11 protein-coding genes are annotated in these 13,492 nt (G+C 70.5%); 7 read left to right on the top strand and 4 right to left on the bottom strand.

The window, feature by feature from the left end:
• Positions 1–40: 40 nt before the first annotated feature.
• The 4 genes from BLR04_RS16500 to BLR04_RS16515 all read left to right on the top strand — a co-directional run bounded on the left by BLR04_RS16500 (position 41) and on the right by BLR04_RS16515 (position 4,953).
• The gene (locus BLR04_RS16500; protein WP_176903118.1) at positions 41–1,807 is read left to right on the top strand and encodes an ABC transporter substrate-binding protein; all 1,767 of its coding nucleotides are present in this window, start codon (positions 41–43) and stop codon (positions 1,805–1,807) included.
• A gap of 88 nt (positions 1,808–1,895) precedes the next feature.
• Positions 1,896–2,909 (top strand): ABC transporter permease, encoded by a 1,014-nt coding sequence (locus BLR04_RS16505; RefSeq protein ID WP_090765282.1) that lies wholly within the window; start codon positions 1,896–1,898, stop codon positions 2,907–2,909.
• On the top strand, positions 2,906–3,931 hold the full coding sequence (locus BLR04_RS16510) for an ABC transporter ATP-binding protein (protein WP_090765285.1): 1,026 nt from the start codon (positions 2,906–2,908) through the stop codon (positions 3,929–3,931). The genes BLR04_RS16505 and BLR04_RS16510 overlap by 4 nt, the downstream gene beginning before the upstream one ends.
• Before the next feature lie 32 nt (positions 3,932–3,963).
• Positions 3,964–4,953, top strand: coding sequence for an ABC transporter ATP-binding protein (locus tag BLR04_RS16515; protein ID WP_218129014.1), 990 nt, complete (start codon positions 3,964–3,966; stop codon positions 4,951–4,953).
• 45 nt (positions 4,954–4,998) lie between these two features.
• On the opposite strand, the gene BLR04_RS16520 is transcribed toward BLR04_RS16515, so the two are convergent.
• The 3 genes from BLR04_RS16520 to BLR04_RS16530 all read right to left on the bottom strand — a co-directional run bounded on the left by BLR04_RS16520 (position 4,999) and on the right by BLR04_RS16530 (position 7,802).
• On the bottom strand, positions 4,999–5,682 hold the full coding sequence (locus BLR04_RS16520; RefSeq protein ID WP_090765292.1) for a response regulator: 684 nt from the start codon (positions 5,680–5,682) through the stop codon (positions 4,999–5,001).
• Positions 5,679–6,857 carry a sensor histidine kinase gene (locus BLR04_RS16525; protein ID WP_090765296.1) on the bottom strand — a complete coding sequence of 393 codons (1,179 nt, stop codon included), beginning with the start codon at positions 6,855–6,857 and terminating at the stop codon, positions 5,679–5,681. The genes BLR04_RS16520 and BLR04_RS16525 overlap by 4 nt, the downstream gene beginning before the upstream one ends.
• Before the next feature lie 84 nt (positions 6,858–6,941).
• Positions 6,942–7,802 (bottom strand): RecB family exonuclease, encoded by an 861-nt coding sequence (locus BLR04_RS16530; protein ID WP_090765299.1) that lies wholly within the window; start codon positions 7,800–7,802, stop codon positions 6,942–6,944.
• A gap of 115 nt (positions 7,803–7,917) precedes the next feature.
• Between BLR04_RS16530 and BLR04_RS16535 the strand changes: the two genes are divergently transcribed.
• Positions 7,918–9,054, top strand: coding sequence for a site-2 protease family protein (locus tag BLR04_RS16535; protein ID WP_090765302.1), 1,137 nt, complete (start codon positions 7,918–7,920; stop codon positions 9,052–9,054).
• A 344-nt stretch (positions 9,055–9,398) separates the two neighbouring features.
• Positions 9,399–10,877, top strand: coding sequence for an FHA domain-containing protein (locus BLR04_RS42355; RefSeq protein ID WP_090765304.1), 1,479 nt, complete (start codon positions 9,399–9,401; stop codon positions 10,875–10,877).
• Positions 10,878–11,361: 484 nt separating this feature from the next.
• Here BLR04_RS42355 and BLR04_RS16545 read toward each other — a convergent pair whose 3' ends face one another.
• Positions 11,362–12,474, bottom strand: a complete 1,113-nt coding sequence (locus BLR04_RS16545; RefSeq protein ID WP_090765307.1) for a GNAT family N-acetyltransferase — start codon at positions 12,472–12,474, stop codon at positions 11,362–11,364.
• A gap of 55 nt (positions 12,475–12,529) precedes the next feature.
• On the opposite strand from BLR04_RS16545, the gene BLR04_RS16550 reads away from it, so the two are divergent.
• Positions 12,530–13,381 carry a tRNA (adenine-N1)-methyltransferase gene (locus tag BLR04_RS16550; protein WP_090765310.1) on the top strand — a complete coding sequence of 284 codons (852 nt, stop codon included), beginning with the start codon at positions 12,530–12,532 and terminating at the stop codon, positions 13,379–13,381.
• Positions 13,382–13,492: the final 111 nt, after the last annotated feature.

Here is a 13,492-nt window from a genome sequence, read left to right on the forward strand (position 1 = left end):
GCGCTTCATCCCCCGCATCTCACTCCAAAGGGGTTAGTCAATGAGAAGGAAACACGCACTGGCAGGAGCCGCGACAGCGGTGCTGGCGCTGGCGCTCGCCGCCTGTGGCGGCGGTAGCGGCTCGACCCAGCAGCCCGCCCAGTCCGCGTCCGGCGGCACCGGCGCGCAGGACGCGTTCAACGCTGCTGTGACCGGTGTGTTCAACCCGTCGACCAAGAAGGGCGGGACGCTCAAGGCGGCCCACTCCTCCGACTGGGACAGCCTCGACCCGGGGGACACCTACTACGGCTATTCGTTCGACTTCGGCCGGTTCTACTGGCGGACGCTGACGATGTACAAGCCGGGCCCCGGCCCTGAGGGCAACACCGTCGTCCCCGACCTCGCGGAGTCGCTCGGCACGCCCAGCGACGACGGCAAGACGTGGACGTACAAGATCAAGAGTGGCCTCAAGTTCGAGGACGGCACCCCGATCACCGCCAAGGACGTGGCGTACGCGGTGGCGCGCTCCTTCGACAAGGAGACCTTCCCGCACGGCCCGTCGTACCTCAACGAGCTGCTCGCCTGGCCGAAGGACTTCAAGGGCGTCTACAAGACCCCCGACGTCGACTACTCCTCGGCCGTCGAGGCGACCGACGACACCACGGTGGTCTTCCACCTGAACAAGCCGTTCGCGTCGATGGACTACATCGTCCAGATGCCGATGACGGCCCCGGTGCCGAAGGACAAGGACACCGGCGCGAAGTACCGCGAGAAGGTCGTCTCCTCCGGCCCGTACAAGTTCGAGACGAACGAGATCGGCAAGCGGTTCGCCCTGGTCCGCAACGACCAGTGGGACCCGGCGACCGACCCCAACCGTCCCGCGCTGCCGGACCGCATCGAGGTCCAGCTCAACGTCAACGCCGACGACCTGGACAACCAGATCATCTCCGGTGACATCCAGCTCGACATCCCCGGCACCGGCATGCAGCCCGCGGCGCTCGGCAAGGTCCTGCCCGACCCGGCGCTGAAGGCCCGTACGGACAACCCGACGATCCCCAGGCTCTGGTACGTCTCGGTCATCCCGGACAACGCCCCGCTGGACAACGTCAACTGCCGTAAGGCCGTCATGTTCGCGGCCGACCGCGTCGCCAACCAGACCGCCTACGGAGGCGAGGTCGCCGGCGGCGAGATCGCGACCAACGTGATGCCCCCCGCCATCGTGGGCCAGGAGAAGTTCGACCTGTACCCGTCGGCCGACAACAAGGGCGACCTGACCAAGGCCAAGGAGGCGCTCGCCGCCTGCGGCAAGCCTGACGGTTTCACCACCACGATGGCCTACCGTTCCGACCGCCCGCGCGAGAAGGCGCTCGCCGAGGCCATGGAGCAGGCGCTCTCCCGCGTCGGCATCAAGCTGACGCTGAAGGGCTTCCCGGCCTCGAGCTACTTCTCCGACTACGCCGGAAACGTGAACTACGTCAAGGAGAACGGCATCGGCCTGGCCGCCCACGGCTGGGGCTCCGACTGGCCCGACGGCTACGGCTTCCTGCAGGCCATCGTCGACAGCCGCACCATCCGCGACGCCGGCAACTACAACCTCAGCGTCAAGAACCCTGAGGTCGACAAGCTGATCGACCAGGCCTCTGGCGAGCTCGACGAGGCGGCCCGTGCCAAGCTGTGGGTCGAGGTCGACAAGAAGGTCATGGAGGACGCCTCCATCCTTCCGGTGGTCTGGGCCAAGTCGCTGCTCATGCGCGGCAAGGGCCTGACGAACGTCGCCTACAACGAGGGCCAGAGCATGTACGACTACATCATGCTCGGCGTCGAGTGACCATCAGGCGAGGTTCGGGGAACTAGCGAAGGCAGGTGAAGGCAGGAGTGGCCCGTCCGCTCGCGGGCGGGCCACTCGGCCGGTAGCGGTGCTCACATACATCATCAGGCGTCTGATCGGCGCGTTCGCCATGCTGATCGTCATCAGCATGGTCACCTTCGGCATCTTCTACGTGGTGCCGCAATGGGCGGGGGCGACCCCCGAGGCCATGGCGTCCCGGTACGTGGGCCGGGCGGCCACGCCGGAGACGGTCCACCTGGTGGCCGAACGGCTGGGCTTCTACGACCCGGTGGTCGTGCAGTACGGCAACTTCGTCAAGGGCATCTTCGCCGGCGCCCAGTACGACTACGGGGCGGGCGTCGAGCAGTGCCCCGCACCGTGCTTCGGCTACTCCTTCATCAGCGGCCAGCCCGTGTGGCCCGACCTGCTCGACCGGATGCCGGTGACCTTCTCGCTGGCCATCGGCGCCGCGGTGCTGTGGGTGATCGCCGGCGTCACCGTCGGCGTGGTCTCCGCCCTGCGCCGAGGCAGCTTCTTCGACCGGCTCACCATGGGCACCGCCCTGGCCGGCGTGTCGCTGCCCATCTTCTTCACCGGCATGATCTCCCTGGTCGTCTTCAGCTACGGCCTGGGCTGGACGCCGCCGGGAGGCTCCTACACACCCATCGACGAGAACCCGGCGCTGTGGGCGTACGACCTGCTGCTGCCGTGGATCACGCTGGCGTTCCTGTTCGCCGCCACCTACGCCCGGCTCACCAGGGCCGGCATGCTGGAGACGATGGGCGAGGACTACATCCGCACCGCCAGGGCCAAGGGCCTGAAGGAGAGACAGGTCGTCGTCAAGCACGGCCTGCGGGCCACGCTGACGCCCATCCTGACCCTCTTCGGCATCGACTTCGGCCTGCTGATCGGCGGCGCCATCCTCACCGAGACCACCTATACTCTGCCCGGGCTCGGCCAGTACGCCATTCTGGCCATCAGGACGCAGGACATGCCGCAGGTCATGGGCGTCGTGCTGGTGGCCGCGACCTTCGTGGTGGTCGCGAGCCTGATCGTCGACCTGCTGTACGCCGTGGTCGACCCGAGGGTGAGGTTGTCGTGAGCTTCCTGGACGTCAAAGACCTGAAGATCCACTTCCCGACGGACGACGGCATCGTCAAGTCCGTGGACGGCCTGTCGTTCGGCGTCGAGCGCGGCAAGACCCTCGGCATCGTGGGCGAGTCCGGCTCCGGCAAGAGCGTCACCAGCCTCGGCATCCTGGGTCTGCACAAGGGCGGCCGCGCCCGGCTGTCCGGCGAGATCTGGCTCGACGGCGAGGAGCTCATCGGAGCCAGCGCCGAGCACGTACGCCGGCTGCGCGGCAAGAAGATGGCGATGATCTTCCAGGATCCGCTGTCGTCGATGCACCCCTACTACACGGTCGGCCACCAGATCATCGAGGCCTACCGGATCCACCACGACGTCTCCAAGCAGGTGGCGCGCAAGCATGCCATCGACATGCTCGGCCGCGTCGGCATCCCCGAGCCGGCCAGGCGCGTCGACAGCTACCCGCACGAGTTCTCCGGCGGCATGCGTCAGCGCGCCATGATCGCCATGGCGCTCTCCTGCGACCCCGAGCTGCTCATCGCCGACGAGCCGACCACCGCGCTCGACGTGACCGTGCAGGCGCAGATCCTCGACCTCATGCGCGACCTGCAGCGCGAGTTCAACTCCGCGCTGATCATCATCACGCACGACCTCGGCGTGGTGGCCGAGCTGTCCGACGACATCCTCGTCATGTACGGCGGCAAGTGCGTCGAGTACGGCACCGCCGAGGACGTCTTCTACCGCCCCGAACACCCCTACACCTGGGGTCTGCTGGGCTCCATGCCGCGGCTCGACCGCGAGCCGACCGAGCGGCTCATGCCGATCAAGGGCTCACCGCCGTCGCTGATCAACGTGCCGCCGGGCTGCGCCTTCCACCCCCGCTGCCCGTACGCCGAGCGCACCGGCGACAAGGCCCGCACCGAGGTCCCGGCCCTGACCGAGACCGCGGGCGGTCACCTCGTGCGCTGCCACATGAGCAGGGACGAGCGCCACAGCCTGTGGGAGAACGAGATCAAGCCAGTGCTGGAGATCCAGTGAGCGAAAACGAGCCGCTTCTGTCCGTGCAGAACATGGAGAAGCACTTCCCCATCACCAAGGGCCTGCTCAAAAGGCAGGTCGGCGCCGTCAAGGCGGTCGACGGGATCAGCTTCGAGGTGTTCAAGGGCGAGACGCTCGGCCTGGTGGGCGAGTCCGGCTGCGGCAAGTCCACCACGGGCCGGCTGGTCACCCGGCTGCTCGAACCCACCGGCGGCAAGGTCGTCTTCGAGGGCCAGGACATCACGCACATGAGCCAGGGCGGGCTCCGCCCCCTCCGGCGCGACATGCAGATGATCTTCCAGGACCCGTACTCGTCGCTCAACCCCCGCCACACGGTCGGCGCCATCGTCGGCGCCCCGTTCCGCATCCAGGGCGTGCAGACCGAGAACGGCGTCAAGAAGGCCGTCCAGGACATCCTCGCGATGGTCGGCCTCAACCCCGAGCACTACAACCGCTACCCGCACGAGTTCTCCGGCGGCCAGCGGCAGCGCATCGGCATCGCCCGTACGCTGGCGCTCAAGCCGAAGCTGATCATCGCCGACGAGCCGGTCTCCGCGCTCGACGTGTCGATCCAGGCCCAGGTCGTCAACCTGCTCGAAGACCTGCAGAAAGAGCTCGACCTGACCTACGTGGTGATCGCCCACGACCTGTCGGTCGTCCGGCACATCAGCGACCGGGTCGCGGTCATGTACCTCGGCAAGATCGTCGAGGTCGCCGAACGCAAGCGCCTGTACAGCGTGCCCATGCACCCGTACACCAACGCGCTGCTGTCGGCCGTGCCCGTACCCGACCCCAAGGTCCGCAAGGACCAGGAGCGCATCCGGCTGAAGGGCGACGTGCCGAGCCCGCTCAATCCGCCGCCCGCCTGCCGCTTCCACACCCGCTGCTGGAAGGCGCAGGAGATCTGCAAGAAGGTCGAGCCGCCGCTCACCGAGATGGCCGGCGGCCACCAGGTGGCCTGCCACTTCCCGGAGAACGCCCCCGAGGCGTCCGCCGCCGGCACGTCCGCCAAGGCCGGCTGAACCCACGGTGACGCGCCGCCCGCCCCCACCGGGCGGGCGGCGCTCTCACGACAGGGTGCCCGGCGTGATCAGCCCCGTCTCGTAGGCCAGCACCACGGCCTGGACGCGATCGCGCAGCCCCAGCTTCGTCAGCACGTTGCCGACGTGCGTCTTGACCGTCGTCTCGCTCACCACGAGCTTGGCCGCGATCTCGGCGTTGGACATGCCCTTGGCGATGAGCCGCAGCACCTCGAGCTCGCGCTCGGTCAGCCGGTCGAGCCGCGCCGGCGCCGCCTGCTCGTACGCCGACGGCAGCCGCGCGGCGAACCGGTCGAGCAGCCGCCGGGTCACGCTCGGCGCCACGATCGCGTCACCGGCCGCCACCACCCGGATCGCCTGCACCAGCTCGTCGGGCGGCACGTCCTTCAGCAGGAACCCCGACGCGCCCGCCCGCAACGCCTCCACGATGTACTCGTCGAGGTCGAACGTGGTCAGCACCAGCACCTTCGGCACGTGCGCCGCCGGAGCCGCCTCCCGCACGATGCGGCGGGTCGCCTCGATGCCGTCGACGCCGGGCATCCTGATGTCCATCAGCACCACGTCGGGCAGCAGCGCCCGCGTCTGCTCCTGCGCGTCCTTGCCGTCGCCCGCCTGCCCCACCACCGTGAGGTCGGGCTCGGCCTCCAGGATCAGGCGGAACCCGGTGCGCAGCAGCGGCTGGTCGTCCACCAGCAGCACCCTGATCGTCATTGGCCGTCCTTCAACGGGAACTTCGCCCGCACCTCGAAACCGCCGCCCGCCAGCGGACCGACGCTGAGAATTCCACCATAGAGGGCGACCCGCTCGCGAATGCCCACCAAACCGTGCCCTGACGTCCCTGACAGCTCCTCCTGGGCCGCCCCGCGGCCGTCGTCGGCCACGCCCACCTCGAGCTCGCGCGGGCCGTACCGCAGGGTCACCTCGGCCCTGGCCCTCGCGCCCGCGTGCCGCAAGCTGTTCGTCAGCCCCTCCTGCACCAGCCGGTACGCGGCCAGGTCGACCCCCGCGGGCAGCGCCCGAGGCTCACCCTCCGTCGCCAGCCGGGCCGGCAGCCCCGCCTCCCGCATCTGCTCCACCAGCGCGGGCAGATCGCTCACCCCCGGCTGCGGGCCGAGCTCGGCCCGCGCGCCCGCCCCCGCGTCGGTACGCAGCACCCCCACGATGTTGCGCATCTCCGTCATCGCCAGCCGGCCCGTGTGCTCGACGGCCGACAACGCCTCGCGCGCCAGATCGGGATCGGAGCCCAGCACCCGCCGGGCCGCCGCCGCCTGCACCGTCATCACGCTCACGTGGTGGGCGACCACGTCGTGCAGCTCCCGGGCGATCCGCGAGCGCTCCTCGGCCCGCGCCGCCCGCGTGTCGGCCGCGTGCGCCCGCTCCAGCCGCGCCGACCGCTCCTTCAGCTCCTCCAGGTACGCCCGCCGCAGCCGCAGGCTCCTGCCGGCCCCCCACACCGCCACGAGCAACACCGCCACCATCAGATGCTCGTTCCACCCCGCCGCCCGCACGAGGCCGGCCACGGCCGTCAGCGTGTACGTCAGCGCCGCGAGCACCAACGCCCCCAGCGCCATCGCCAGCCCCCGGTTGGAGGCCACCGAGTACAGCAGCACCAGACCGGCCAGGCCCACCACGCCCATGCCGTACCCGGACACCGCCGGCAGCGTCTCCAGCGCCAGCCCCACGCACAGCGCCGCGAGCGGCCAGCGGCGGCGCGCCGCCACCGGCACGCACGCCAGGGCCACCAGCACGCCGCCCAGCAGGTCGGGCGGCCGCAAGCCGTCGAGGCGCTGCTGCGCGGGGCCGTAGAGCCAGAACAGCGTCACCGAGGCCACGGCCACGATCGCGGCGAGCACCGCGTCGTCGAGCCTGATCCGGTCTGTCCGCACCGCTTCACTGTAGGACCAGGTGAAAGCCCGTAACCTCCTCCCCTGGGAGGATTGGCGCACCCGCCTGCAGCCGGAGAGAGGGCCTCAGAGCTCGTCGGTGGCCGCCCGCCGGCTGCTGCGCACCGTGTCGCCGGGCTGCCGGTCGGGCACGGGCGGGGGAGTGCCGCCGAACTCGGGGCACAGCGCCTGGTGGTCGCACCAGTCGCACAGACGGCTGCGGCGCGCCCGCCACTCACCCGAGTCGAGCGCCCGCTCGATCGCCGCCCACAGCGCCATCACCTTGCGCTCGGTGGCCAGCAGGTCGGCCTCGTCGGGCGCGTAACGCAGCACCTCGCCCCGGCCCCCGAGGTAGACCAGCTGCAGCAGCCGCGGCACCCGCCCGCGCAGCCGCCACAGCACCAGTGCGTAGAACTTCATCTGGAACAGCGCCTTCGCCTCGAACTCCGGGCCGGGCGCGCTGCCCGTCTTGTAGTCGACCACCCGGATCTCACCGGTCGGCGCCACGTCGAGCCGGTCGACGTAGCCGCGCAGCATCAGCCCGCCGTCGAGCACCGCCTCGACGTACAGCTCCCGCTCGGCCGGCTCCAGCCGCGTCGGGTCCTCCAACGTGAAATAGCGCTCCAGCATGCCGCGCGCCTGCGCCAGCCACTCGTCGTGCTCGGCCTGGTCGGCGAACATCTCGGCGTAGAGCGGCTCGTCGTCGAGCAGCCGCCGCCACTGCGGCTCCAGCAGCGCCAGCGCCGCGTCGACCGAACGGCCGGAGGCGGGAAGGTCGTAGAGGCGCTCCAGGACCGCGTGGACCACCGTGCCGCGCACCGCCGGCGGCGACGGCTTCTCGGGCAACTGGTCGATCACCCGGAAGCGGTAGAGCAGAGGACAGGTCATGAAATCGCCCGCCCGGGACGGGGAGAGAGCTCCGATGATCACCGGCTCGGTCAACGTCATGCACCGCACTCTAGGTCAAGACCCCGACAGAATAACCTTCGCGGAACGAGGATCACGTGATCCGGCGCGTAGCATCAAGGCAGCATCGGCACGTAGCGGACGTTCAAGGAGTGCGGTGAGCGAGCAGAGCCCGCGGCAGGATTTCCCCGGTCTGAGGATGGGGAGGCCGTTCGGCATTCCGGTGTACGTCTCATGGACGTGGTTCCTCGTCGCGGCCTTCATCACGTTCCTGTTCGGCCCCCAGATGGCGGCGAAGCTGCCCGACCTCGGCACCTTCGGCGCCTACGGCGTCGCGTTCGTCTTCGCCGTGCTGCTGTACGTCTCGGTGCTGCTGCACGAGCTCGCCCACAGCGTCCTCGCCAAGGTCTACGGCCTGCCCGTCCGCAGGATCACCCTCTACTTCCTGGGCGGCGTCTCCGAGATCGAGAAGGAGCCGCCCACGCCGGGCAAGGAGTTCATGGTCGCCGCGGTGGGCCCGCTGCTGTCGCTCGGGCTGGCCGCGCTCGGCTTCGTCGCCGACGTCTATCTCGTCAACGACGGAGGCATCCCCGAGGTGCTCGTCTGGCAGCTGTGGTTCGCCAACCTCATCGTCGGCGTCTTCAACCTGCTGCCGGGGCTCCCGCTCGACGGCGGCCGGATGCTGCGCGCCGGCGTGTGGAAGGTGAGCGGCAACCCGGGCACCGGCACCGTCGCCGCCGCGTGGGGCGGCCGCGTGCTCGCTGTGCTGCTGGTGGTCTTCCCCCTCGCCACGATGCTGGGGGGCGACGGCGAGCTCGACTTCTCCAACCTCGTCTGGCCGCTGGTGCTGGCCGCCTTCATCTGGATGGGCGCCGGCCAGTCGCTGCGCGTGGCCCGCGTCCGCGCGCGCATCCCGCAGGTCGACGCGCGCGCCCTGGCACGCCGCGCGATCCCCGTGACAAGCGAGACCCCGCTGTCGGAGGCGCTGCGGCAGGCCGCCGACAGCCGGGCGGGCGCGATGGTCGTCGTCGACCACGACGGCAGGCCGGTCGGCATCGTCCACGAGGCGGCCGTCCAGGCCACGCCCGAGCACCGGCGCCCGTGGATCACCGTCGCGTCCCTGGCGAAGTCGCTGGAGCCCGGCATGGTGCTCCCGGCCGACCTGCGCGGCGAACCGCTCATCGACGCCATGCGCGAGGTCCCGGGCAGCGAGTACCTGCTCGTCGAGCGCGGCGGCGAGATCTACGGCGTGCTCGCCACCGCCGATGTGAACCGGGTTTTCACCGGCGTCTGATTTGTCCCACTCGTTTATGGCGCGGCCCCTCGCTAGGGTCGTGCCCAGGCAGTTTCGGTACGCCCGGTCACACCCCCGGGCGATTTCTGCGATGCGACTACTGGCCGATAGTGTGCTGTTTGGCCAGACTTGCCCAGTCAAGGGGTTAGTGACGGTCCGCCGGTTCATCGATTCGAGACGGCGAGGCCGCGACACCGTCCCCTCGGCTGGGTATGCGTATGGCTGGCGGGCCGGCACTGCAGTGCGGGTGCCGTGACATCGCCGGGTTCCGGGGAGGAGAGTTGAGTGACCGAGCGCCGCGAGGGCACCGATGAGCGCAGCACGGTCGTCATGAGGGAGGACGCATGACCGACCACGGCTTCGGAGTGGTGCGTCCGCTTCCCGGAAACGGGCTGGTCGCCTATCTGGGCGGTCTCCTGCTGGTGTGCGACTCCACGGAGGCGGCCGCCGACGACCTGCTCACCGCATTGCGCGAGACCGCCGGGTCAGGAGGCGACGGCAGGGCACTGGCCCGCCGCGCCGCCCAGGTGCTCGCCGCCAACATGACGGGCGACCCCGCCACGTGCGCCGTCGCCGGACCCGTCGGCGGTGGCGTCGCCGTCCTGGTCAGCGGCTCGGCCGCGGCCACCGTCACCACCCCGGGCGGCGAGACGCGCCTGGCCGGCAGCGACTCGCTCACCTGGGCCGACCGGCTCGTCAACGGTCCCGTCGACCGCGTCGAGCTGAGCCTGCCCGGCGCGGGCAGCCCCCACCCCGCCGTCCGCTTCGACGGCGGCGTGGTGCACGGCGGCGGTCTCGTCGGCGACTTCACCGACCTGCCCGCCCCGTCCCGGCCGCTGACCAGCGAGATGCCGAACACGGCCCTGCACTACGAGCCCGACCTCGCCCCGCCGGTCCAGCAGCCCCAGCAGCCGGTGCAGCCGGTGGAACGGCCGCCGTACCCGCTCGCCGACCAGCCACCGGCCCAGCCCGCGCCGGCGCCGCAGCCCGGCCCGCACTCCGGCCCCCAGTCCGGCCCTCACTCCGGCCCGCAGCCGGTGCCGCAGGCGCCCGAGCCGCAGCCCTACCTGAGCGCGCCCGAGCCGCCGCCCTACCTGCCGCCGCAGGAGCCCTCCTACCACGAGCCTGCGTACCACACGCCGGCCGAGCAGCTGCCGTCCGCGCCCGAACAGTACCCGTCCTACGACGAGCAGCCCTCCGGCGCCGACCAGCCGCTCCCGCAGCGCATGGGCCCGTCCGACCCCTACGAGCCGTACGACCAGCAGCCGGTGCACGGCCCGTCCGACCCCTACGACCAGCAGGGCCAGCCGCCCCAGCAACAGCAGGAGCAGCAGGCCGAGCACGGCGACCGCCCGATGGTCTACGGCGTCGACTGCAAGAACGACCACTTCAACGACCCGCGCGCGCCCTACTGCGTGGTCTGCGGCATCGCCCTCGTCCAGCGCACCCTGGTGCCCTACAAGGGTCCCCGCCCGTCGCTCGGCGTCCTCATCCTCGACGACGGCACGGCGCTGCCCCTCGAGAGCGACTACCTGCTGGGCCGCGATCCCGAGCGCGCCCCCGAGGTGGCCGGCGGCAGCGCCCGCCCCGCCAAGGTGACCAGCCCCGACGGCTCGGTGTCGCGCCGCCACCTGCGGGTGGCGCTCGACGGTTGGGACGTCAACCTGGTCGATCTGGGTTCCGTGAACGGCACCCAGATCCAGCCGCCTGGCGACCCCAATTTCTACGACATCCCGCCGAACGAACCGGTCACCATCGCTCCGGGCACCACGGTGCGCGTGGGGGTGTCCCGCACCCTCCGCTTCGAGGCCCATCGCGGCTGACCGTCTCTCCCGGCACGCCCGCGCACCCCGGCAGGGGGCGCGGGCGTCCGCGTGCCCGGGGACGACCCGCCCGCAGCCGTGCTGTCAGGGCTGGGGGAGTGGACGGCGGAGGAATTGCCTGGTGGCGAGGGTGATCGGCGCCGTGAAGGTGGATATATGGCAAAAAATCGGTATTAAGCGGTGCCAGCTGCCTCCGGCGCTCCCGAGCCGTTCACGAAGCCGTCACCGGAACTCTCCCCGGGCCGCCGCGAGCCGGGAACCTCGGCGGGGCCGGGCTTTCCTGACGCGCGGAGGCGGCCGGAAAGCGGCATGACCCGCCCTCGGATAAACCGCGGCGATAAACAATTCATCGCGCCAATGGCACGGCAATCGACGCCGACAGTGTCAGCGAAACAATCCGCGAACAATGCGCGTGAACTCCGTATGACAGGCCGCCAACCGGCCGTCCCATTCGAAGTGATCCGGTCCGTACCGAACAGGCCCGCTAGTGCTTCCACTGCGAGCGCAGCAGCGCCCACTCCACGTGGTCGGCCCGCGTCCCGTCCGGATTCGCGAACAGCTCCCGCTGCATGCCCTCCCGGGCGAACCCCACCCGCTCCAGCACCGCGTGCGAGGCCACGTTCGCGATGTCGGTGCCCGCCACGATCCGGTGCAACGGCGTACGGTCGAACGCCCAGTCGACCAGCAGCCGCACCGAACGCGTCATGAAGCCCCTGCCGCGGTGCTCGGGCAGCAGCGAGTAGCCCACCATGGCCTGCGCCAGCAGCGGCAGCACCTGCATGAGCTGGACGTGCCCGGCGAACTCCCCCGAGCGGGCGTCCCTGATCGCCAGCTCGACCCGCTGCCCCGACACCCACCAGTAGCCCGTGCAGCGGCAGCGCCGCTCGTCGTCCTCCAGCGTCGTGGGCGGGGCCACCGCGAACGCCGCGACGTCGGGATCGGCCATCATCCGGTGGTAGTCGGCGGCATCGGCCACCGCCAGCGGCGTCAGCCGCACCACCCCGTCGCTCAGCTCACCGCCCTCGAAGCCGCCCTCGAAGAACGGCAGGTACGGCTCCGGCGGAAGCACCGCCTCGCCCCGCAGCCTGGCGAACGTCACAAGATCGGCGAAACGCCCGTCACGCAGCCGCTTGGCCTCCCGCCGCCGCCCCTCCTCGCGGAACCCCGCCTTGTACGCCACCCGCAGGCTCGCCACGTTCTCCACCTCGGCCTGCAGCTCGACCCGGCGGACCCCGTGGTCGAACAGCCAGTCGGTCAGCGCCCGCGCCGCCGTGGCGGCCACGTTCCTGTTGCGGGCCCACGGCGCCACCAGGTAGCCCAGCTCCGTCACCCCCCAGCGGTCGGGAGGCCGCACCCCGATCGAGCCGACCACCCGGCCCGCCTCCGTGATCACGTACTCGGCACCGCCGTCCTCCCAGCGCGTCGCCGCCATCTCCAGGTACTCGCGCGCGTCCTGCAGCCGGTACGGCCGCGCGAGCAACGGCAGGAACCTGGCGGTCACCGGGTCGTCGCACATCCGCACGACGGCCTCGGCGTCGGACACCGCCGCGGGACGCAGGATCAGAGCACCGGTGGAGATCACGTCGTCGGGGAGCATCCCCCATAGATATCGCGCGTCCGGACGTGCCCGAAAGCCCTATAACCTTGCCGCCATGGGTTTCCGCAGGCATGGGCCTTTCCAGGTCGGGGATCAGGTGCAGCTCACCGACCCCAAGAACAAGCGTCACACGATCACGCTCAAGGAGGACGGCGTCTTCCACACCCACAAGGGCGCCATCCCGCACAGCGATCTGATCGGGCAGCCCGAGGGCTCCGTCGTGCGCTCGTCCGGCGGCACCCAGTACCTCGCGTTCCGCCACCTGCTGCAGGACTACACGCTCGCCATGCCGCGCGGCGCGGCCGTCATCTACCCGAAGGACGCCTCGATGATCGTCGGCATGGCCGACGTCTTCCCCGGCGCCCGGGTCATCGAGGCCGGCGTCGGCTCCGGCGCGCTCACCTGCTTCCTGCTGCGCGCCGTCGGCCCTGAGGGCCACGTCACCTCCTACGAGCGCCGCGAGGAGTTCGCCGACGTGGCGCGCAAGAACGTCGAGAAGTTCTACGGCGGCCCGATGGACGACAACTGGCGCCTGGTCGTCGGCGACCTGGTGTCCTCGATCGACGAGGCCGACGTCGACCGCGTCATCCTCGACATGCTCGCCCCCTGGGAGTGCGTCGACGCCGCCGCCAAGGCGCTCACGCCGGGTGGCGTGATCTGCTGCTACGTGGCGACGACCACGCAGATGTCCAAGACCGTGGAGGCCATTCGCGATCACGGGTGTTTCACCGAGCCGCATGCGTGGGAGACCCTGGTTCGCGACTGGCACGTCGAAGGGCTCGCGGTACGACCCGATCACCGGATGATCGGCCACACCGGTTTCCTCGTCTCCGCCCGCCGCATGGCCGACGGCGTGACGCCGCCGCCGCGCCGCCGACGACCGAAGGGGACCACCGAAGAACTATGACAATTTGGCCACGAGGGCGCGCTGGTGCGTGACACGGGAACAGTTGGCCGTGTTCATATGCTGGGAGTATTAAACGCCCTATTGGGGATTATTCACCGAATACTGAATGTC

This window comes from Nonomuraea maritima (assembly GCF_900100395.1).
In the GTDB taxonomy this organism is placed as follows: domain Bacteria; phylum Actinomycetota; class Actinomycetes; order Streptosporangiales; family Streptosporangiaceae; genus Nonomuraea; species Nonomuraea maritima.